Below are 20,370 nucleotides of genomic sequence, written 5' to 3' on the forward strand. Positions count from 1 at the left end.
GGACGGGTTCCCACCACCATCAGGAGGAACGTGTGGCTCGCGGTACGGTCAAGTGGTTCAATTCAGAAAAAGGCTTCGGCTTCATCCAGCAGGACGACGGAGGAGCGGACGTCTTCGTCCACTACTCGGCCATCGCCAGCAGCGGCTACCGTGAGCTCGCGGAAGGCCAGAAGGTCGAGTACGAGGTGACCCAGGGGCAGAAGGGTCCGCAGGCGGAGAACGTCCGCGGCGTCTGACCGGCTCCCTGCAGGAACCCATAGCGAAGACTGAGCGCCCGCACAATTCCTGTGCGGGCGCTCGGTCCGTTTTTGCTGTCCGTAATCTGTAGTGCCGAATTGCCGTCCAGTCTGTGGCGGTCAGCCAGATCGGGTTGCTGAGGGCCACCGTCGCGGCCGGGATGCCGGGCGGTCGCCGGTCCGGCCCTTCGGCGCTCGTGGTGCGATACGAGCCGAACCGGTCCCAGGACGCCATCGCCCTTCGTTCCGTGCCATGTGGGTAAGCGCGCGCGACGAGCGTTGCGAAAAGCGTAACCTACTGGTTACGCTTCCGGGCGTGGACGAGGTGGCGGGCGCGATCGCCGATCCGGTGCGGCGGGAGATCCTGCTGATGCTGCGCACCGAACCGCTCACGGCGGGCCAGATCGCCGACCGCTTCGCGATCAGCCGTCCGGCCGTCAGTCGCCACCTGCGCGTGCTGCGCGAGGCCGGCCTGGTGCACGACGCCGTCGACGGGCGCCGCCGCGTCTACACGCTGGACACCGCGCCGCTCGACGAGCTGGCCGGATGGCTGGGGCGGCTGATGCGCCCGTCCGGCTGGCAGCACCACTTCGACGCGCTGGAGACCGAGGTCTACCGCGCCCGCCGCGAGCGGCACACGGCCGCCGAGCGCCACCCGTCCCAGAAGGAGACCGCATGAGCCCGACACCCACCGGCCGCCTGTTCGGCAACGACCTCGTGCTGACCCGCACCTTCCGCGCCCCCATCGACGACGTCTGGGCGAGCCTCACCGACCCGGTGCGCACCGCACGCTGGTTCGGCCCGTGGGAGGGCGACGCCGCGCCGGGCCGCACGATCAAGGTCCAGATGGTCCAGGAGGAGGGCAAGCCCTGGATGGACATGACCATCGACGCGTGCGAGCCGCCGCGCCGGTTGGCGCTGTCCGCCGGTGACGAGCACGGGCGCTGGCTCATGGACCTGGAGCTGGCCGAGACCGCGGGCGTGACCGAGTTGCGCTTCACCCAGCACCTGACCGGCACGGAGGGCGTCGGCGAGGTCGGACCGGGCTGGGAGTTCTACCTGGACGCGCTGGTCGCCTCGCGCGACGACCAGCCGATGCCGGACTTCAACGACTATTACCCCGCGATGAAGGAACACTTCGAGGCGCAGCGATAGCGGGCTCGGACTTCCAGGTAATCTGTGACCGATGAGCAAGACCGACGTTGCGGGCGGACCGTCGTCCGTCCGGCGCCGGCGGCGCCGGCGTCGCGTCGTGATGGCCGTCCTGGCGGTGGTGCTCGCGGGCGTGTCGGTGCTGACCGCTCACCTGTTCATCTGGCCGGACCTGCCCCCGCTGCCGCAGCGGGCCGACGTCATCGTCCAGCTCGGCGGCCCCGGCAACCGGCGTCCCGTGGCGCTGGACCTGGCGCGACAGGGCCGGGCGCCGCTCGTGGCGATCTCGGTCTCCGACGCCGAGATTGACACGTCGTGGTGCCACAAGGGTCGGCTGGACAACGTGCCGGTCCTGTGCTTCCACTCCGATCCGTTCACCACCCGGGGTGAGGCTCGCGACATCGCGAGGATGGCCGAGCAGCATGGCTGGCGTTCGGTCATTCTCGTCACGACGCCCGACCAGGCCTCTCGCGCAACACTGCGACTGAGCCGGTGCTTCACCGGCAACATCTTCGTCGCGACCGCGCGGCTGCCCTGGTACCAGTGGCCCACCCAGATCGCCTATCAGTACGGCGCCACCGTGAAGGCGCACACGGTCGAGACCACCTGCTGACGGGCTCAGTCCTTGCGGCCGGTGACGGCAACGGTGACGCCGAGCCCGATCAGCGTGAGCCCGCCGATCCCGCCGACCATGGAGAGCCGTCGCGGCGAGCGGGCGAACCAGTCCCGTGCGGTGGCCGCGACCACGCCCCACGTGCTGTCGGAGACGACGGCGATGGCGTTGAAGACCAGGCCGAGCACCAGCATCTGCACCGCGGCGTGCCCCTGAGCGCGGTCGACGAACTGCGGCAGCACGGCCGCGAAGAACACGATGGTCTTGGGGTTCGACACGCCGACCGCGAACCCCTCCCAGAAGGTGCGCAGGCTACCGCGTGCCGCGCCGGCGTCGGTGATGGAGACCTGCAGCAGCGAATCGCGCTCCCGCCATGCCTTGACGCCGAGGTACACCAGATATGCCGCGCCCGCCAACTTCAGCACCGTGAAGGTGGCGACGGAACGTTCCACGATGGAACCGAGCCCCAGGGCCACGGCCACGACGAGCAGGTACGCGCCGATCGTGTTCCCCACCACCGTGGTCAGCGCGGCGCGGCGTCCATGCGCCAGCGCCCGTCCGATCACGAACAGCACGCTGGGCCCCGGGATCATGATCAGCAGGAACGACATGGCCGCGAATGCGAGCAATCGGTCGGCAGACACCATGAAGGTCATGTAACCACGCGCGGGGCCGCGCTTCCACCGCGTTCGTCGCCCGCCTGCCTCAGCGAAGAATCTCGACGTACCCGTCGGTTCCGTGCACGCGGATCCGCTGCCCATCGAGGATCAGCCGGGTGGCGTCCGCCACACCGACGACGGCCGGCAATCCGTACTCCCGTGCGATCACAGCGCCGTGCGTCATCAGTCCTCCGACCTCCGTCACCAGGCCTGCGACGGCGACGAAGAGGGGCGTCCAGCTGGGGTCCGTGGTGGCCGTGACGAGGATGTCGCCCGGTTCGAGATCCGCCTGTGCCATGTCCAGGATGACGCGGGCCCGCCCTTCGACGGTCCCGGCGGAGACCGGTAGGCCGACCAGCGCACCGGCCGGCAGGTCGTCGCGCCGGTACGCCCCGGCGATGCCCTCGCCGTCGGAGGTGAGCACCCGGGGCGGCGTGAGCGCTTGGTACGACCTGAACGCATCCTTGCGCCGGCCGATGAGCTGGTCATCCACGCGGTTCGTGCGCACGACGTCGTGGAGCTCCTGGAACGAGAGGTAGAAGATGTCCTCGCGCTCACGGAGTACGTGCGCCTGCACGAGGCGCTCGGCCTCTTCCAGCAAGGCCCGCTTGTACACGAAGTAGCGGCTGATCATGCCGTACTTCGGATACTCCCGGTACCCGATGAAGGTCCGGACCCGGTCGATCATCCGCTTCGTCTCTTCGGCCTTGCCCTCCCCGTCCGGCATGGCCCGCAAGCGCTCCAGCAGCTCCTGCTCTTTCTTCCCGGCCTCCTGCCGCCCTTGCTCGAAGCGCCGCTCGCCGGCCCCCGGCTCGAAGTTCCTGATGTTGCCGAGGATCATGGGCACGAGCGTGGAGGGGCGTTCGCTCCAACGCGGCCGCGTGATGTCGATCTCGCCGACGCAGCGCATGCCGTACTGGTCGAGCCAGGCCTCGATGGCGTCTCGCGCTTCTTGCCCGCCGGCGAGCTTCGGCAGCTCGTCCAGGAAACCCTCGTCCTCGACGTGCTGCAGGAACGCCACCACGTCCGAATGCGGTCGGATCACGTCAGCGACGTCGAGCAGCGCCAGCCCCATCTCCGACGTGACGTTGTGCGGCACGGACTGCGTGAGCGTGTCCGCCGCGTTCTTCTCGCCCAGCCACGCCTCGAGCTGCTCGTTGAGCCACCACGTGGCCTCCATCGCCGACATGAACACCTGATAGCTCCGCGGATCGAACAGGAGCCGCCGCAGCTCCTGGATGTCCGCTCGGATGAAGTCGAGCAGCGCCTCCGCGGACTTCGTGCGGATGTCGCGTTCCGAGGCGGCGACGGATGCCTCGCTCTGCCCGATCAGCTCGGTGACGATGGCCGGATCGGTCTCGATCGGGGCTTGCGCGCGGCGAATCAGCGGCCCGGGGGGCCCTTCGTCAGGCAGCGGCCGGATGAAGCCGTCACGCTCGAGGACGGTCCGCAGCGCGTCCCCGGTCAGCGGATCGGACTTCCCCACGAGCTCCAGCAGGCCGGCCCGGCTCGCCGGCGAGGCCAGCCTCTGGGTGACGTCGACGAACAGGCGGCCACCGGCCACGGCCATGGGCGCGGGGGTCGTCATCTGCCAGAAGGAGAGCCCCAGGGGCTTCATGGCGTCGGTCATCATCTGCTGATGGCCGACGGAGAGGTACACGTGGTTCTCCCCGTCGCCGGACTCGGGGATGGGGAACAGCGTCGTGATCGGCCGGCTCTGGACGATCTGGAAGCCGTCGTCGACGAGGCACCATTCGATGTCCTGCGGGCAGCCGAAATGCGCTTCGATCCGCCGCCCGAGCTGCACGAGCCGCACGACCTGCGCATCCGTCAGCGCCGGCTGCTCCTGCCGCTGCGGGTCGATCGCCTGTTCCTGCGTCCCGCCCTCCGGCAGGGCGTGCACGGAACGCTGCTTGGCGGCGATCGCCTTGGCGACGACCTCGCCGTCGCGCACCTTGAAGACGTCCGGGTTCACCAGGCCGGAGACCAGGGCCTCGCCGAGGCCGAAGCCGGCGTCCACGGTGGCGACCTTCCGGTTGCCCGTGACGGGGTCGGCGGTGAACAGGATGCCGGCCGCCTGCGGGAAGAGCATCCGCTGCACGACCACGGCCATGTGGACGGTGCGGTGGTCGATGCCGTTGCGCTGGCGGTAGGTCACGGCCCGCTCGGTGAACAGCGAGGCCCAGCACCGGCTGACGTGCCGGAGGATCGCCGCCGGCCCCACGATGTTGAGGTACGTGTCCTGCTGGCCGGCGAAGGAGGCCGTCGGCAGGTCCTCTGCCGTCGCGCTGGATCGCACGGCGTAGGCGGCCTGCTCGCCGAGCCGGGCGAGAGCGCTGGTGATCGCCGCCGCCAGATCGCCCGGGATGGCGATCCCTTCGACGGTCCGGCGGATCTCCGCGCTGAGCGTGCGGATCGCCTCCCGGTCGTCCGGGTCCAGGCGCGACAGCCGATCGAGCCGATCGTCGATCGTCGGCGCTTCCGCGACGACCCGCCGGAAGGCGTCCGTCGTCACGCAGAAGCCGGCCGGCACGCGGATGCCGTCGACCCGCGACAGCGCCCCCAGGTGCGCACCCTTGCCGCCGACGACCGCGACCTGCATCTCGTCGACCTCGTGAAGACCCAACACGAACTGCTCGCTCACCGCGATACCTCCGCGCGCACGTCGTGCCCCCATGTCCTCGTCCGTTCTTGGTCCGGCCGACGATTCTGCGGCACGACCCGGGTCTTGCGGCAAGCCCCCCGGTCTGCTATATGTTAGAAGTGGCGAGGAGTGAAGATCTCCTTGCCTATCTTTTTGGGGTCGTCCGCCGCTCAACGGGTGGTCTGCGGGCGGATTCCGCTTCCCCAATAGAACGGCCCAGAGGTCGGATGGACCTTGATGCGCCAGCCGATCCGGTCGAGCTGCCGCTCGAGGTCCGCGGGCTGGTGCGGGACCTTGACGATCCGGTAGGCCGTGCCGTCGGTGAGCCGGCGTTGGATCACCGGGGACTGCTCGCCCTCGATGAGTTCCTCGTCCGTGCGGTACGCGTCGTCGACGAAGAACACCCGTCCATCCGGTTGCAGACAGTCGGCCACCAGCGACCAGAACGACGCGAAGCGTTCGGCCGGGACGTGTGACAGCCAGAACCCGAAGAACACGACATCGTAGCGACGGTCCGGCCGCCAGCCGAACAGATCGGCCAGCACGAATCGCACCCGCTGCCGGCCGACACGGGCCGCGGCTCGCCCGAGCATCTCGGCAGAGCCGTCCACGGCCGTGACGTCCGTGGCGTGCCGCAGCAGCTGGGTCGTCCAGGTGCCCGGACCGCAGGCGAGCTCGAGCACGCTGCCGGTCGGCCGGAAGGCATCCAGCGCCTCGGACAGCTCACCGCCGCCGGGAAACGGCAGCGCGTGGTCCTCGTACTCGGCCGCAACCGCCCGATAGAACGCGGCCTGCTCGTCGAGCAACGCCGCCAGATCGTCGCCACCGGCCATCCGTCGAATATCTCCGAACCTCGTCCGGTCCGCAACCGATCAAATAGTTAAGACTATTAACAGATCGACGCTGTGTGCCAGCGCCGGTCGCTCGTCCACGCGGCCGGCCACCTCGCCCCGGGGCGTACGTGGCCGGGTGCTTCGACCGCCACCTGCACGGCCGCGGCGACGACGGCCTGCTCGACGGCCCCTCGCAGCTACCCGGAGATCGTCTTCGAGTAGGCGCACCGGCCCTGGGACACTGTCACGATGGCCATTTACGACGCCATCGGTACGACCTACACGACGACCCGTCGACCGGACCACCGGATCGGCGCGCAGATCGCCGCGGCGCTCGGCGACGCCCGATCGGTCATCAACGTCGGGGCGGGCGCCGGGTCGTACGAGCCGCCGCAGACCGTCCTCGCCGTCGAACCCAGCGCGGTGATGATCGGGCAGCGGCCCGCCGGTTCGGCGCGGGTCGTCCAGGCGCGCGCGGAGGCGCTGCCCGTCGCCGATGGCGCCGCCGACGCGGTCATGGCCCTGCTCACCGTGCACCACTGGGCCGACCTCGACGCCGGCATCGCCGAGCTGCGCCGGGTCGCCAGGCGCCGCATCGTCATCCTCACCTGGGACCAGCCGGCCTTCCGGCGGTTCTGGCTGGTGAACGAGTACCTGCCGCAGGCGGCCGCGTTCGACGACACCCGGGCGGTGCCGGTACAGCAGCTCGCCGAGCTGCTCGGCGGTGCCCGGGTCGAGCCGGTGCCCGTGCCCCACGACTGCACCGACGGGTTCGGCGCGGCCTACTGGCGACGGCCCGAGGCATACCTCGACCCCGCCGTACGGTCGGGCATATCGATGCTGGCGCAGGTCGGCGACGCGGCGCTGCGGCCGGGGCTGCAGCGGCTCGCCGCGGACCTGCGGGACGGCCGTTGGCACGACCGCCATCGCGACCTTGTACGCCGCGAGGACTTCGACGCCGGATATCGGCTCGTCGTGGCCGACCGGTAGTGCCAGGATCGCGGCATGACATCCGACGCGTTCTGGGAGGACGAGCCCGGCTGGGTGCTGCGGGGCAGCAGCAGCGGCGGGGGATACCTGCCGTACAACGAGCTGACCTCCAGGGTCCGGATCATCTGCGATGACGACGAGGCCGAGCAGGTCGTGACCGCGATGCGGCTGGCCGGCTGCCCCGTCGTCGACGGGGGACGTCGAAGCGGCTGAGTCAGGCGGCCGCCGGCGCCTCCCGCTCCGGCGGCGCCGTCGGGGTCCCGGCATCATGGCAGCGTGACCGACGACGACGCCGACCTGGAGACCGAGCTCGGCCGCCTCGGCCTCTGCACCGGCTACGAACGCAACCGCCTCGTGTGGCACCTCGCAAGGCGCGGAGAACCGATCGTCGCCCACCTGCAGCGGATCCGGCGCAACGGCCCGGGCGCCCTGCGCGCCGCCGCGCTCGAGATCCTCGTCAACATCGTCGGCGAAGCAGGCCTGCACCCCGCCGACCTCGCCGCGGCCGAACGCCTTGTGCGCATCAAGGCGCCCGTGGAGCCGTTCGTGAACCTCAGCCTCTGCTGGGACACCTGGATGTGCGTGCGAGGCGGCGACCAGCAGGCCATCCTGACCGGCCTCGGCCTGACCCCCGTGCGCCCGGCGACGTTCGCCCTCGCCGCGAGCGTGGTCGCCGACCGCAGGGACGACCCCGACAACCTGGTGTTCGTCACACCGGAGCTGAACGGCTGGACCGTCGTCGCCGGCCGATGGTGCGACCCGAGCGACGACGACCGAGCCGAGGAGGTGCGCCACCTCGCCGAGCGGCTCAGCGCCGAGCACGGCGCGGCGCACGCGTTCTTCATCACCGAGTACTCCGACTACTCGGCCTGGCTGATCGCCGAGCACGGCCGGACCATCCGCCGGTACAGCGAGGACGACGCGGCCCTGGCACTCGGCCGCCCACTCCCGGTCGAACGCCGCCACCTCGACGCGCTGGGCATCTCCGCCAGCCCCGAAGAGCTGCACGGCAACGACGAGATGGAGGAGGAGCTCAGCGAGTTCACGTATGCCTGCACCGCCCGCACGGTGGCCGCCGAGATGAGCATCGACATCGTCGGCGGCGTACACCGCAACGATGCCGTCGTGCGCGGAACCGGCCTGCTGGCCCGACCCCCGGGCGCGTCGACGACCACCATCTCGCCGGGGCCGTACGAGATCTGACTACGGACCGGAGATCACTTCGCCCGTTCCGATGGCGACACCTCGACCGCCGGGCCGGCGAGCTCCTGCCATTCGCCGGCCGTGTCCGGGTGGACCCCCGGCATGCACGCATGATCGCAGACCGGCGCAACGGGACCCTACTAGGACAGGAGCTGACCGTTTCGGGGACCTACGTTGGGCGCAGTTCGCTACGACAACGAGGGAGACGTCATGAGCAGCGCCGCGCCCGAGGGGTATACGACCGCCGCGCCGTGGATCGTCACGCCGGACACCGGGCGGTTGCTCGAGTTCGTCGCCGGCGTGTTCGGCGGGGTTGAGCTGGGACGAGTACAGCTGGAGGACGGGACGATCGGGCACGCCGAGATCCGGGTCGGCGACACGATCCTGCTGGCGTTCGACCAGCGGCCGGAGTGGCCTTCCATGCCGTCGCTGCTGCGGGTGTTCGTCGATGACGCCGACGCCGCGATCGAGCGCGCCGTTGCCGCCGGGGCGCGGGTGGTCACCGCGTCGGCGACCCACGCGTTCGGTCAGCGGGGCGGGCGGGTGCGCGACCCGTGGGGCAATATCTGGTGGGTCAGCATGGTCGTCGAGACCGTCGAGTACGAGGAGGCGATGCGGCGGCTGGCCGAGCCGGTCTACGCCGAGGCGATGCGCGTCGCGCAGGAGACCCTGGATGTGGAGCTCAGGCGCGACCGAGAGCGGTCCACGCCGACGCGGTGATCTCGAACGGCGCCGGTGGGAGCAGGGACGCGCATCGGGCGCGCAGCTCAGCGCGGCCCGGCTCGTCCAGGCGCGACACGTAGTCGCCGGCCGGGCCGACGCCGAGCGTGAACGGATCCCACCAGGTGCCGAAGTCGGGGAAGGCGACGCGCACGGTCAGGACCGTCGACGTGATGTGCCGCAGGCCGGCCTCGGCGAACAGCTCCGCCAGGTGGCCCTCGCGGGCGCCGGCCAGGCCGGACTCGTCGGGGGCCGACGGGTCCAGGGACGCCACCGCGCGCCAGAAGGCGGCCAGGGGGCCGGTGCCGCCGGCGTGGTCCCACACGCAGGCCGCGACCGTGCCGCCGGGGCGGGTGACCCGGGCCATCTCGCGCAGGCCCGCCGCCGGGTCGGCCATGAAGTGCACGACCAGCTGCGCCAGGACGGCGTCGAACGTGTCGTCGGGGAACGGCAGGTGCTCGGCGGGGGAGAGGCGGACGTCGACGCCGGGCAGGCGGTCGCGGGCCGCGGCGACGAACGGCTCGGACGGGTCGACGGCGCTGACCGTGTCCGGGCCGAGGCGGGCGACGAGCTCGGCGGTCAGGGCGCCCGCGCCGCAGCCGACGTCTAGGACGCGCGCGCCGGCGGTCACGCCGACCAGGTCGGCGAAGCGGGGCGCCAGGGGCTCGGAGTAGCGGCCCATGAAGCGGCCGTAGGCGTCGGCGGTCACGTCGAAGCTCATGCTGCCTCCGCGCGGTCGAAGTCCGTCACGCCCCAGTCTGCCCCAACCGACTTTCGTCTGAGTTGGCGAAAGTTTTGCCACTTCTGGCGATACATCTGGACACATTGATAATAACCTCTTAGTGTTGCCCGCAAAGCCGAGGAGAGCGCTCTCTCTCGAGAAGGCTCCGGCGCGGCGGCGCGCGCCCTGCCTGGCAGTTGCAGTCAGGAAGGGATAGCAAGTGAACCGACATCACGCCATGAATCGATGGCGGCCAATGGCGGCCGCCCTGATACTGCTCGCGCCGGGGCTCGGTGTGCTCGCAGGGCCGGCGGCACCGGCCTCGGCGGCGATCAACCCGGCCGACTATCAGCAGGTCACGCTGGCCAAGGGCGTGGCCGAGACGGGCGAGCCGATGGCGATCTCGGTGCTGCCGGACCGCTCGGTCCTGCACACCGCCCGCGACGGCACACTGCGGCGCACCGACGCGGCCGGCAACACGTCCGTGATCGCGAACATCCCGGTGTACACGCACGACGAGGAGGGGCTGCAGGGGGTCGCGGCGGACCCGAACTTCGCCAGCAACCGCTACGTCTACCTGTACTACGCCCCGCCGCTGAGCACCCCCGCCGGCGACGCCCCCGCCAACGGCACCGCAGCACAGTTCGCGGCCTTCAACGGCGTCAACCGCCTGTCCCGGTTCACGCTCAACGCCGACTACACGGTCAACATGGCCAGCCAGGTCACCGTGCTGGAGGTGGCGACCAACCGCGGCATGTGCTGCCACGTCGGCGGCGACATGGACTTCGACGCGGCCGGCAACCTGTACCTGTCCACCGGCGACGACTCCAACCCGTTCGAGTCCTCCGGGTACTCCCCGCTGGACGAGCGCACCGATCGCAACCCCGTCTACGACGCGCAGCGCTCCGCCGGCAACACCAACGACCTGCGCGGCAAGGTGCTGCGCATCAAGGTCAACGCCAACGGGACGTACTCGATCCCGGCCGGCAACCTCTTCGCGCCGGGCACCGCCAACACCCGGCCCGAGATCTACGCCATGGGCTTCCGCAACCCGTTCCGCATGACCGTCGACAAGGCCACCGGCATCGTCTACCTCGGCGACTACGGGCCGGACGCCGGCACCACCGACGCCAACCGCGGGCCCTCGGGGCAGGTCGAGTTCGACCGGATCACGGGGCCGGGCAACTACGGCTGGCCGTACTGCACCGGCACGAACACCACGACCGAGACCTACAACGAGTGGAACTTCGCGAGCAACAGCACCGGCCCGAAGTACAACTGCGCCGGCGGCCCGACGAACAACTCCTTCCGCAACACGGGCCTGACGACCCTGCCTCCCGCCAAGCCCGCCTGGATCCGCTACGCGGGCGACGCCGGCTCCCCGGCGGCCTTCGGCGGCGGCTCCGAGTCGCCGATGGCGGGCCCGGTCTACCGGTACAACGCCAGCAACCCGTCCACGACGAAGTTCCCGGCCTCCCTGGACGGGCAGTTCTTCGCCGCCGAGTTCGGCCGGGGCTGGATCAAGCCGGTGACCGTGAACGCCGACGGCAGCTACGGCGCGATCGACAACTTCCCGTGGAACGGCAAGCAGGTCATGGACCTGCAGTTCGGGCCGGACGGGTCGCTGTACGTGCTGGACTACGGCACCGGGTACTTCAACGGCGACGCCAACTCGGCGCTGTACCGCTACGACTACGTCGGCACGGGCGGCAACCGCGCACCGACCGCCGTGGCCGGCGCGAACAAGACGTCGGGTGCGGCACCCCTCGCCGTGACGTTCTCGTCGGCCGGGTCCAGCGACCCGGAGGGCGGCGCGCTGACCTACTCGTGGGCGTTCGGCGACGGCGGTACCTCCACCGCCGCGAACCCGTCGCACACGTACACGGCCAACGGCAACTACGTCGCCACCCTCACGGTCCGCGACCCGCAGGGCGCCACCGGCACCGCCAGCGTGCCGATCAGCGTCGGCAACACCGCACCGACCGTGGTCGTCAACAGCCCCGCCTCCGGGCAGCTGGCCGCGTTCGGTGAGGCGGTGCCGTGGAGCGTCACGGTCACCGACCCCGAGGACGGCACCATCGACTGCTCGAAGGTGACGATGAACTACGTGCTCGGCCACGACCAGCACGCGCACCAGATCACGTCGCAGACCGGCTGCTCGGGCACGATCACGATCCCGGTCGACGGCGAGCACGACGACGCCTCGAACATCTTCCCGATCTTCGACGCGCAGTACACCGACAAGGGCGGCCTGACCACCCACGCGCAGAACATCCTGGCGCCCAAGCACCGCCAGGCCGAGTTCTACAAGACCTCGTCCGGCGTCAACAAGTACAGCAAGACCGCGGCCGAGGGCGGCATGACCGTCGGCGACATCAACAACGGCGACTGGATCGAGTTCGACCCCTACAAGCTCAACAACGCCACGTCGTTCACGGCCCGCGTTTCATCCGGCGGTACCGGTGGGACGCTGCAGGTGCGCACCGGATCCCCGACCGGCACGGTCATCGGCTCGGCGGCCGTCGCACCGACCGGCTCGTGGGAGACGTTCGCGACGGTGAGCGGCACGATCAGCGGCGCGCCCGCGAGCACCACGTCGCTGTACCTCACGTTCGCCGGCACCGGCACTGCGGCGCTGTTCGACCTGGACAGCTTCACGTTCGCCACCGGCACGACCACCCCGCCGCAGACGAACCTGGCGCTGAACCACCCGGCGACCGCGTCCAGCACCGAGTCGGCGACCTACCCGGCCTCGGCCGCGGTCGACGCCTCCACCACGACCCGATGGTCCAGCGCCTTCGGCGATCCGCAGTGGATCCAGGTCGACCTCGGCGCCACCCACACGGTCAACCGGGTCCGGCTGCTCTGGGAGGCGGCGTACGGCTCGGCGTACCAGATCCAGACCTCGCCCGACGGCACCACCTGGACCACCGCCCGGTCCGTCACCGGCGGCAACGGCGGGGAGGACGACAACACCGGCCTCAACGTCCAGGCCCGCTACGTGCGCATCTACGGCACGGCCCGCGGCACCCAGTGGGGCTACTCGCTGTTCAGCTTCGAGGTCTACGGCACATGACCCGCCAGTCAGGAAGGGAGACATCGACCATGCTGCGCAGATTGGCCTTCTGCCTCGCCATCGTCACGGCCGCGCTCGGCCTCACCGCCGTGCCGGCCCACGCCGCACCGGACTTCTCGGTGCTCGTGTTCAGCAAGACCGCCGGGTTCCGCCACGACTCCATCCCGGTCGGCATCACCACCATCCAGCAGCTCGGCGCCGCGAACAACTTCAGCGTCGAGGCCACCGAGGACGCCAACCAGTTCACGGCGGCCAACCTGGCCCGGTTCAAGGCCGTCATCTGGCTGTCCACGACCGGCGACGTGCTCAACGCGACCCAGCAGACCGCGTTCGAGAACTACATCCGCGCCGGCGGCGGCTACCTCGGCGTGCACGCCGCAGCCGACACCGAGTACGACTGGGCGTGGTACGGCGGCCTCGTCGGCGCCTACTTCGCCAGCCACCCGGCGATCCAGACCGCCACGGTCCGCGTCGCCGACCCGTCCCACCCGGCCACCGCCGGCCTGCCGGCCGCCTGGTCGCGCAGCGACGAGTGGTACAACTACCGCACCAACCCGCGCTCGCAGGTACACGTGCTCACCACGCTGGACGAGTCCACGTACAGCGGCGGCACGATGGGCGCCGACCACCCCAACACCTGGTGCCGCGCCTACGACGGCGGCCGCGCGTTCTACACCGGCATGGGCCACACCCAGGCCAGCTACTCCGAGACGGGCTTCCGCAACCTGCTGCTCGGCGGCATCCGCTACGCCGCGCAGAACATCGGCGACTGCTCCGTCGGCACCACCCCGCCGCCGCCGACCGACCTGGCGCTGAACCACCCGGCGACGGCCTCCAGCGTGGAGAACGCCTCCCTGCCGGCCTCCAACGCGGTCGACGCCTCCACCACCACCCGCTGGTCGAGCCAGTTCTCCGACCCGCAGTGGATCCAGGTCGACCTCGGCGGCACCCACACCGTCAACCGGGTCCGCCTGGTGTGGGAGACGGCGTACGGGCGCGACTACCAGATCCAGACCTCGCCCAACGGCACGGCCTGGACCACGATCCGCACGGTCACCGGCGGCAACGGCGGCGAGGACGACAACACCGGCCTCAACGCCTCGACCCGCTACGTGCGCATCTACGGCACGGCCCGCGGCACCCAGTGGGGGTACTCGCTGTTCACCTTCCAGGTGTACGGGACCTGATGCCGGGTAGCTGCCTTGCATGCCGACCTTCTTCGGTCAGCCACGGGTCCTGGCGAACCTTTTCGGGGTCGAGCTGTGGGAACGGTTCTCGTTCTACGGCATGCAAGGCATCCTGCTGATCTACCTGTACTACGAAAGCTCCCGCGGTGGCCTCGGCGTCGACGAGGCCACCGCGACGAGCATCGTCGGGGCGTACGGCGGGTTCGTCTACCTCTCAACGATCGCCGGCGCCTGGCTCGCCGACCGGGTCGCCGGGTCCGAGCGGGTGCTGTTCGGCAGCGCGATCCTCGTCATGGCCGGCCACATCTTCCTCGCCGCCGTGCCGGGCCTGGCCGGCGTCGGGCTCGGCCTGGTCTGCGTCGCGCTGGGCAGCGGCGGCGTCAAGGCCAACGCCACCTCGCTGGTCGGCTCCCTCTACGCCGAGGACGATCCCCGCCGCGACGCCGGCTTCTCGCTGTTCTACCTCGGCGTCAACCTCGGCGCGCTGGCCGGGCCGCTGCTGACCGGCCTGGCGCAGACCGAGCTCGGGTTCCACTACGGCTTCGCCCTCGCCGCGATCGGCATGGCGATCGGGCTCACGCAGTACACCCTGGGACGCAAGCGACTGCCGTCGTCGGCCAACGACGTCACGCACCCGCTGCCCCGCGCCCGGATCCCGCTCGTCTCCGGCCTGGTCGCGGCCGCCGTCGCGCTCGTGGCCGTCCTCGCCGCGATCGGCGTGCTCGCCGCCAAACGGCTCGCGGCCGTTGTCGTGGCGCTCAGCGCCGTCGCCGCGCTCGCCTACTTCGTCGTCATCCTCGCCAGCCGCGCCATCGACCGCACCGAGCGGGACCGGGTGATCGCCTTCATCCCGCTGTTCGTGGCCAGCGCCGGGTTCTGGTCGCTGTACCAGCAGCAGTTCACGGTCCTGACCGTCTACGCCGACCAGCGCCTGGACCGCGAGCTGTTCGGCTGGACGATGCCGGTGTCGTGGATGCAGGCGATCAACCCGGTCTTCATCATCCTGCTCTCCGGCGTCTTCGCCGCGCTGTGGACCCGCCTCGGCACCCGCCAGCCCTCCACGCCGGTCAAGTTCGCCGCCGGCACGGTCATCATGGGCGTGGCGTTCCTGCTGTTCCTGCCGATGGCCGGAACCGGACCCGGCGGCGCGCCGCTGCTCGGCCTCGTCGGCGTCATCTTCGTGCTCACCGTCGCCGAGCTGCTGCTGTCGCCGGTCGGCCTGTCGCTGTCCACGAAGCTCGCCCCGGCCGCGTTCCGCACCCAGATGGTGGCGCTGTTCTTCCTGTCCGTGGCCCTGGGCACCGCGGCCGCGGGCGCGCTCGCGTCGCACTACTCGCCGCAGCGCGAGGTGCCGTACTTCGCCCTGCTCGGCACCGCCGCCATCGCCCTGGGCGCCGCCCTCTTCGCCCTGACCCCGTGGATCCGCGGCCGTATGCACGGGGTGCGCTGAGGGGCGACACTGGGCACATGGCCTGGGAGGAGTTCCGCGCCGAGACCGCCGCACGCGACGCCGGCAACGAGGCCCGCCACGGCTGGCCGCGGCTGCTGGGCCCGCTCGTGGAGGCGGCCTCCCGCACGTGCCTGAGCAGGTTCTATCCGTACTTCTCGCACCACACCCTGCGCTTCGCCACCGTGGAGCGGCACTGGACCGTCTTCGACCCGGAGCCGCCGGCCTCCATCGCCACCGTGCTGGGCGACCAACCCGAGTACTGCGTGTGGTGGGGCCAGATCTGCGGCGACTACGAACGACCGACGCTGGTGCTGCAGACGACCGACCCGCAGGAGGCGGCGCGGCTGGCCGAGCTGCTCACCGACGGCTGGCCGTTCGCCTACCCGATCCGGCCCAGGGCGGCCGCGGTGCGCGAAGGCATCTTCTGGGTGGAGGCTCAGGCCTGAGGAACCTCGGGCGCCGGGTCGACGCCGTGGTACACCTGGCACGTCGGATGTTCGCAGAGGTGCGTCATGTCGTGCAGCGCACGCTCCATGCCCATGCACGTGTCCTCGACGTAGTCCAGGCCGGCGTCCTCGGCGATGCTGCGGGCCCGGGGGCTGGTGACTCCCTGCTGCAGCCACACCGCGCCCGCGCCCGCGGCCACGGCGGCCTCGGCGATCTCCGGCGCCTCGCCGGACGGCCGGAACACCTCGACCACGTCGACGTGCCACGGGATGTCGCTGAGGCGGCCATAGGCACGCTCGCCGAAGATCTGCTCGGCGTGCGGGTTGACGGGGATGACGCGCCAGCCCTGGTCCTGCAGCATCTGCGGGACCCAGTGTGCGGGCTTCTGCGGGTCGCGCGACGCGCCGACGACCGCGATGGTGTGTGCGTCGGCGAGAATCTGCCGCGGTGTGCGCATCGGACTCGCCTCCTCATGACGATACGGCGATATCACCAGCATGCTGCCGGATCCCGGCCCGCGACGAGCGCTGACGCGCCGCCGGCGGGGTGGTTCCGGCCGCCGGGTGGCCGACGGCGTGCGACCCGATCGCCGCCGGGTGACGGTGGGCCGGAACCGCTGGGCGGTGTCCGGCCCCCCCGTTCCTACGCCGTCGTGAAGTCCGCCGGCGATGCCTGGCGAACCGGCCGGGGCGCCCGCCGGCCTTCCATCCAGGCCTCCAGGGCGGGCCCGGACTCGAAGCTGGCGATCATGGCGTAGCGGGCCTGCGACCCCGGATGGTACGCGGCGTGCCAGAGTCGTTCGGTGTCGACGACGAACTGGGCGCCGAGCGGCAGCGCAATGCGGTGCTCGGTCGCGGGGTCGTCGCGGTCCTCGCGCAGGATCATGTAACTGTCGGGGTCGTCGGTGAGGTTCAGCCACGCGCGCACGACCCAGCCCTCGTCGACCGGGTTCAGCCGGTTGTTGTCGTCCAGGTGGAGGTGCTGGCGGATCACCGTCTCAACGTCGGTCGACGGGGCGAGCTTGATGATGCGGACCCGGCCGAATCGTGCACCGACCGATTGGACCCATTGGCGCAGTGTCGGTGCCAGCGATGCGTTCGCCGTCCACACGCCGTCCTTGTCCGGCAGACCGTGCTCCCAGAACCCGCGGGGATCGTCCTCGCCGAGCGCGGAGGCCAGCACCGCGAAGTTCGTGTCTCCGCCTGATTTCCAGTCCAGGTAGTGCAGTCGCTCCCATTCTGCCGGGTCGAGTTGGCCGGAGAAGGCCGGCAGTGTGACGAACCCGGTCTGGGCAAGGGCCGGCAGCTTGTAGTGGCGCGTTTCGGTGACGGGCATCGAGTCCTCCGCTTCGGCCGGCCCGCTCGGGCCGGCATCGTCGGCGGCCTACCCGCATCACCTCCCACGAAGCGACGTCGCGCGAGATTCGGGGTGTGATCGGCCGGTTTGGGTTTCCTCACCCGCCGGCCGCCGTGCTCCGCCCGTCCAGGCCCTGCGTTCCTGCAACGCCCCGCACGGTCGGCGGACGATGAGGGTGTAGCAGGCGTACGCCTGAAGTAGCTGTCGAAGTAGGTGTCCTTGACCGCCGACCGTCGAGGGGAGGAGCCATGAGGCCCGGTGTGCCGCTCGGCACGATCGCCGGCATCAAGATCGGTGCGAACTGGTCGGTCCTGGTCGTCGCGGTTCTGCTGGTGCAGATGCTCGCGCTGGCGGTCGTCCCGGCGGGCACGCCCGTGCGGTGGCTGCTCGCGACGGCGGGCGCGGTCACGTTCCTGCTGTCGTTGCTGGCGCACGAGCTGGCGCACGCCTTCGTCGCTCGCGCGTTCGGCGTGCGGGTCGAGCGGGTGACGTTGTGGCTGCTCGGCGGGGTCGCCGAGCTCGGCGGCGAACCGCCCAGCCCGCGGGCGGACCTGCTGACGGCCGCGGCCGGACCGGCCGCGAGCGCGCTGTTCGGCGGGCTCGTCGGCACCATCGCAGTGGGCCTGGATGCCATCGGGGCGCCGGCCGGTGTCGTGGCCGTCATGCGCTGGCTGGCCGCCGTCAACGTGCTGCTCGCCGCGTTCAACCTGCTGCCCGGGGCGCCCCTCGACGGTGGCCGGGTGCTGCGGGCGGCGCTGTGGCGCTGGCACGGCGACCGGGACCGGGCCGCCCTCGGCGCCGCCGGGGTGGGGCGCGTGCTCGGATGGTGCCTGCTCGCTCTCGGCGCCTCCGAGTTGCTCGTCGCGGGCCTGATCGGCGGCATCTGGCTCGCCTTGATCGGGTGGTTCCTGGTGTCGGCCGCGGGGGTCGAGGCGGGCATCGCGCGGAACCGCATGGTGCTGCACGACGCACCGGTGTCGTCGGCGATGCAGACGCGGATCGCGTGCGTCGATGCGGACTGCACCGTCGCCGAGGCCGCGGCGGCCGTGATCGAGGCGGCGCCGGAGGGGCGTGCTGTCGCGTTGCGCACCGCCGGCGGACGACCGGAAGGCCTCGTCCGCGTCGCCGATTTCGCTCGTGTGCCGCCGTCGCAGCGAGCGGACGTGCCGGTGCGGCGGATCGCGATGCCGTCGAACGCCGTGGCGGTGGTTGCGCCGGCCCAGCGCCTCGCCGACGTCGCCGGCGCCGTGTCGCGGGCCGGCGGCGCGCTGGTCGTCGACAACGGCGTGCTCGTCGGCCTGCTCGACCGTGCCGACGTCGCCCGGGCATTCGAGCGCGGCGCACTCGGCTCGGGGCACCCGGGGCCCGGAGCCGACGCCGGCGATTCGTGAACCGCCGGCTCGGCGTGCGCGTCCGGCCCCGAACACCAGCGCCTCGTGTTCGGGACCTTCGGCCTTGCACGACGGCCGGCGCTCGGGCGAGGTTGGAGGTGTGGGGCAAGCCGAGGTCAGGAATGGAGATGAGTCCGATGCGCACCGCGAGGCAGATCTTGGCGGACGCCCGGACCGTCGCGGTCGTCGGGGCGTCGCGCGACCCGCTCGAGCCCGCGCACTGGGTGCCGGGCATGCTGCAGGAACAGAGCTGGCGGATCATCCCGGTCAACCCGCACGCCGTCGCGCTGTTCGGCGAGCACGTGTATGCGCGGCTCGCCGACATTCCGTGCCACGTCGACGTCGTCGACGTGTTCCGGCCGGCCGCAGAGGCTGCCGAGATCGTTCGCGAGGCGGCGGCCATCGGCGCCGGCGCGGTGTGGCTGCAGCCCGGCATCGTCAGCACCGAGGCGCGGCGGCTGGCGCAGGAGGCCGGACTGGACTACGTCGAGGACACCTGCATCGGCACGGAGCGCGCCCTGAGCCAGATGGTGGTCGGTGGCGACACGCCGCCCTCCCCGGTCTACCGCGGCGTCGTTCCGTGCATCGAGCCCGAGCCGGGTCCGGTCGTGCCGGCGCACTCCGCGCCGTACGGGTCCGGGCGCCGCGACCGCCGGGCGTGTCGCCACCGCCGCGACAGGGTGCGGCGCGTGCGGGCCTCGTCGGCCGTCGCGGCCGGTGTGGCCGCCGAGTGGGCGGCTGGGTAGAACATAAGGCGTGACGAGCGCGGAAGCGATGCGAACCGAGGCGGCCGCCCTGCTGCGGGCGGCGCCGGAACGGCTGCGGGTGCCGTTCGACGACGAGGACCTGCGGCGGTGGATCGAGTACCGGCCGACGCCCCGGCGGCCCGGGATGGGCCTGGGCGAGCTCGGCGACGACGGGCGCAAGGCCGCGCACCGGCTGCTCGCCACCGCGCTCGCGCCGCACGCGTTCGCGCAGGCGATGGCGATCGTCGCGCTGGAGGAGGTGCTCGACCGTGCCGAGGGCTACCGGCGGGGCAGGCACAGCGCCGACTACTGGGTCGTCGTGTTCGGTACGCCGGCGCCCGGCGAGCGCTGGGGCTGGCGGTTCGAGGGCCACCACCTGTCGGTCACGATGACGCTCGACGGCGACACCGTGTACAGCACGCCGGTGTTCTTCGGCGCCAACCCGCTCGCCACCGCCTACCGCGGCCGGCCGGTGCTCGCGCCCCTCGCCCCGGAGCAGGACCTCGGCTGGGCGGTGCTGGACGCGGTACCACGGAACCTGCTCCCGCAGGTGGTGCGGACCGCGACCGCTCCGGCCGACATCTACAGCGGGCCCCGGGCCGACGTCACCCCGCCGCCACCCGGACTGCCCGCCGTCGAGCTGCCCGATGCCGCCCGCGACCGGCTCGACGAGCTCGTCGCGCTCTACCTCGAGCGCCTGCCCGCCGACATCGCACCGCGCGTGGACCGCGACCGGCTGTCGTTCGCCTGGCAGGGCCCGGCCGTGCGCGGCGGGCGGCACTACTACCGGGTCCAGGGTCCGGACCTGCTCATCGAGTACGACAACACCGCCGACGACGGCAACCACGCCCACACGGTGCTGCGCCGCCCCGGCTCGGACTTCGGCGGCGACGTGCTGCGCGCGCACCGGGCGGCGCGCCCGCACTGACGGCACCCGGCACAGCAC

The 20,370-nt window shown here is 71.4% G+C and carries 20 protein-coding genes and 1 pseudogene; 15 read left to right on the forward strand and 6 right to left on the reverse strand.

The window, feature by feature from the left end:
- Positions 1-32: 32 nt before the first annotated feature.
- The 4 genes from ABD901_RS05145 (at position 33) to ABD901_RS05160 (ending at position 2,001) form a co-directional block, all read left to right on the forward strand.
- Entirely contained in the window at positions 33-236 is a 204-nt protein-coding gene (locus ABD901_RS05145; RefSeq protein WP_345121772.1) for a cold-shock protein, read from the forward strand.
- 316 nt (positions 237-552) lie between these two features.
- Positions 553-915 carry a metalloregulator ArsR/SmtB family transcription factor gene (locus ABD901_RS05150; RefSeq protein ID WP_345121774.1) on the forward strand — a complete coding sequence of 121 codons (363 nt, stop codon included), beginning with the start codon at positions 553-555 and terminating at the stop codon, positions 913-915.
- The gene (locus tag ABD901_RS05155) at positions 912-1,391 is read left to right on the forward strand and encodes an SRPBCC family protein (RefSeq protein WP_345121776.1); all 480 of its coding nucleotides are present in this window, start codon (positions 912-914) and stop codon (positions 1,389-1,391) included. The genes ABD901_RS05150 and ABD901_RS05155 overlap by 4 nt, the downstream gene beginning before the upstream one ends.
- Positions 1,392-1,422: 31 nt before the next feature.
- The gene (locus ABD901_RS05160) at positions 1,423-2,001 is read left to right on the forward strand and encodes a YdcF family protein (protein WP_345121778.1); all 579 of its coding nucleotides are present in this window, start codon (positions 1,423-1,425) and stop codon (positions 1,999-2,001) included.
- A 5-nt stretch (positions 2,002-2,006) separates the two neighbouring features.
- Here the strand turns inward: ABD901_RS05160 and ABD901_RS05165 are convergent, their stop codons facing one another.
- The 3 genes from ABD901_RS05165 to ABD901_RS05175 form a co-directional block, all read right to left on the reverse strand.
- The gene (locus ABD901_RS05165) at positions 2,007-2,648 is read right to left on the reverse strand and encodes a LysE family translocator (RefSeq protein ID WP_345121780.1); all 642 of its coding nucleotides are present in this window, start codon (positions 2,646-2,648) and stop codon (positions 2,007-2,009) included.
- Between the two features lie 58 nt (positions 2,649-2,706).
- On the reverse strand, positions 2,707-5,337 hold the full coding sequence (rph, locus tag ABD901_RS05170) for a rifamycin-inactivating phosphotransferase (protein WP_345122384.1): 2,631 nt from the start codon (positions 5,335-5,337) through the stop codon (positions 2,707-2,709).
- A gap of 137 nt (positions 5,338-5,474) precedes the next feature.
- Entirely contained in the window at positions 5,475-6,137 is a 663-nt protein-coding gene (locus tag ABD901_RS05175) for a class I SAM-dependent methyltransferase (RefSeq protein WP_345121782.1), read from the reverse strand.
- A gap of 249 nt (positions 6,138-6,386) precedes the next feature.
- On the opposite strand from ABD901_RS05175, the gene ABD901_RS05180 reads away from it, so the two are divergent.
- The 4 genes from ABD901_RS05180 to ABD901_RS05195 all read left to right on the forward strand — a co-directional run bounded on the left by ABD901_RS05180 (position 6,387) and on the right by ABD901_RS05195 (position 9,050).
- Complete coding sequence (locus ABD901_RS05180) at positions 6,387-7,127, forward strand: class I SAM-dependent methyltransferase (RefSeq protein ID WP_345121784.1); 741 nt, start codon at positions 6,387-6,389, stop codon at positions 7,125-7,127.
- Between the two features lie 15 nt (positions 7,128-7,142).
- Entirely contained in the window at positions 7,143-7,340 is a 198-nt protein-coding gene (locus ABD901_RS05185; RefSeq protein WP_345121786.1) for a hypothetical protein, read from the forward strand.
- Positions 7,341-7,403: 63 nt separating this feature from the next.
- Positions 7,404-8,330 (forward strand): hypothetical protein, encoded by a 927-nt coding sequence (locus ABD901_RS05190; protein WP_345121788.1) that lies wholly within the window; start codon positions 7,404-7,406, stop codon positions 8,328-8,330.
- A gap of 210 nt (positions 8,331-8,540) precedes the next feature.
- A complete protein-coding gene (locus tag ABD901_RS05195; RefSeq protein WP_345121790.1) occupies positions 8,541-9,050 on the forward strand; it encodes a VOC family protein in 510 nt (169 codons plus the stop codon).
- Here the strand turns inward: ABD901_RS05195 and ABD901_RS05200 are convergent.
- Positions 9,013-9,876: a class I SAM-dependent methyltransferase gene (locus tag ABD901_RS05200; protein ID WP_345121792.1), complete on the reverse strand. Its 864-nt coding sequence runs from the start codon at positions 9,874-9,876 to the stop codon at positions 9,013-9,015. The two genes, ABD901_RS05195 and ABD901_RS05200, sit on opposite strands and share 38 nt — an antisense overlap.
- A 151-nt stretch (positions 9,877-10,027) precedes the next feature.
- Here ABD901_RS05200 and ABD901_RS05205 point away from each other — a divergent pair, with 151 nt between their 5' ends.
- Genes ABD901_RS05205 through ABD901_RS05220 form a run of 4 tightly spaced genes read left to right on the forward strand, consistent with a single transcriptional unit; the run spans position 10,028 to position 15,930 of the window.
- Complete coding sequence (locus tag ABD901_RS05205; RefSeq protein ID WP_345121794.1) at positions 10,028-12,847, forward strand: PQQ-dependent sugar dehydrogenase; 2,820 nt, start codon at positions 10,028-10,030, stop codon at positions 12,845-12,847.
- A gap of 29 nt (positions 12,848-12,876) precedes the next feature.
- On the forward strand, positions 12,877-14,034 hold the full coding sequence (locus ABD901_RS05210) for a ThuA domain-containing protein (RefSeq protein WP_345121795.1): 1,158 nt from the start codon (positions 12,877-12,879) through the stop codon (positions 14,032-14,034).
- Between the two features lie 19 nt (positions 14,035-14,053).
- Positions 14,054-15,484: a peptide MFS transporter gene (locus ABD901_RS05215; RefSeq protein WP_345121796.1), complete on the forward strand. Its 1,431-nt coding sequence runs from the start codon at positions 14,054-14,056 to the stop codon at positions 15,482-15,484.
- A 17-nt stretch (positions 15,485-15,501) separates the two neighbouring features.
- Positions 15,502-15,930 (forward strand): hypothetical protein, encoded by a 429-nt coding sequence (locus tag ABD901_RS05220; protein WP_345121797.1) that lies wholly within the window; start codon positions 15,502-15,504, stop codon positions 15,928-15,930.
- Here ABD901_RS05220 and ABD901_RS05225 read toward each other — a convergent pair.
- Positions 15,921-16,388 (reverse strand): CoA-binding protein, encoded by a 468-nt coding sequence (locus tag ABD901_RS05225; RefSeq protein ID WP_345121798.1) that lies wholly within the window; start codon positions 16,386-16,388, stop codon positions 15,921-15,923. The genes ABD901_RS05220 and ABD901_RS05225 overlap by 10 nt on opposite strands.
- 185 nt (positions 16,389-16,573) lie before the next feature.
- Positions 16,574-17,266, reverse strand: a complete 693-nt coding sequence (locus ABD901_RS05230; RefSeq protein ID WP_345121800.1) for a hypothetical protein — start codon at positions 17,264-17,266, stop codon at positions 16,574-16,576.
- 269 nt (positions 17,267-17,535) lie between these two features.
- On the opposite strand from ABD901_RS05230, the gene ABD901_RS05235 reads away from it, so the two are divergent.
- From ABD901_RS05235 to ABD901_RS05245, 3 genes and pseudogenes are all read left to right on the forward strand, one after another.
- Complete coding sequence (locus ABD901_RS05235) at positions 17,536-18,678, forward strand: site-2 protease family protein (protein WP_345121802.1); 1,143 nt, start codon at positions 17,536-17,538, stop codon at positions 18,676-18,678.
- 137 nt (positions 18,679-18,815) lie between these two features.
- A pseudogene (locus ABD901_RS05240) lies at positions 18,816-19,196 on the forward strand (CoA-binding protein); the annotation flags it as partial.
- A 256-nt stretch (positions 19,197-19,452) separates the two neighbouring features.
- Positions 19,453-20,352, forward strand: a complete 900-nt coding sequence (locus ABD901_RS05245) for a DUF3500 domain-containing protein (RefSeq protein WP_345122386.1) — start codon at positions 19,453-19,455, stop codon at positions 20,350-20,352.
- Positions 20,353-20,370 lie beyond the last annotated feature (18 nt).

It is taken from the genome of Dactylosporangium darangshiense, assembly GCF_039537565.1.
Classification (GTDB): domain Bacteria; phylum Actinomycetota; class Actinomycetes; order Mycobacteriales; family Micromonosporaceae; genus Dactylosporangium; species Dactylosporangium darangshiense.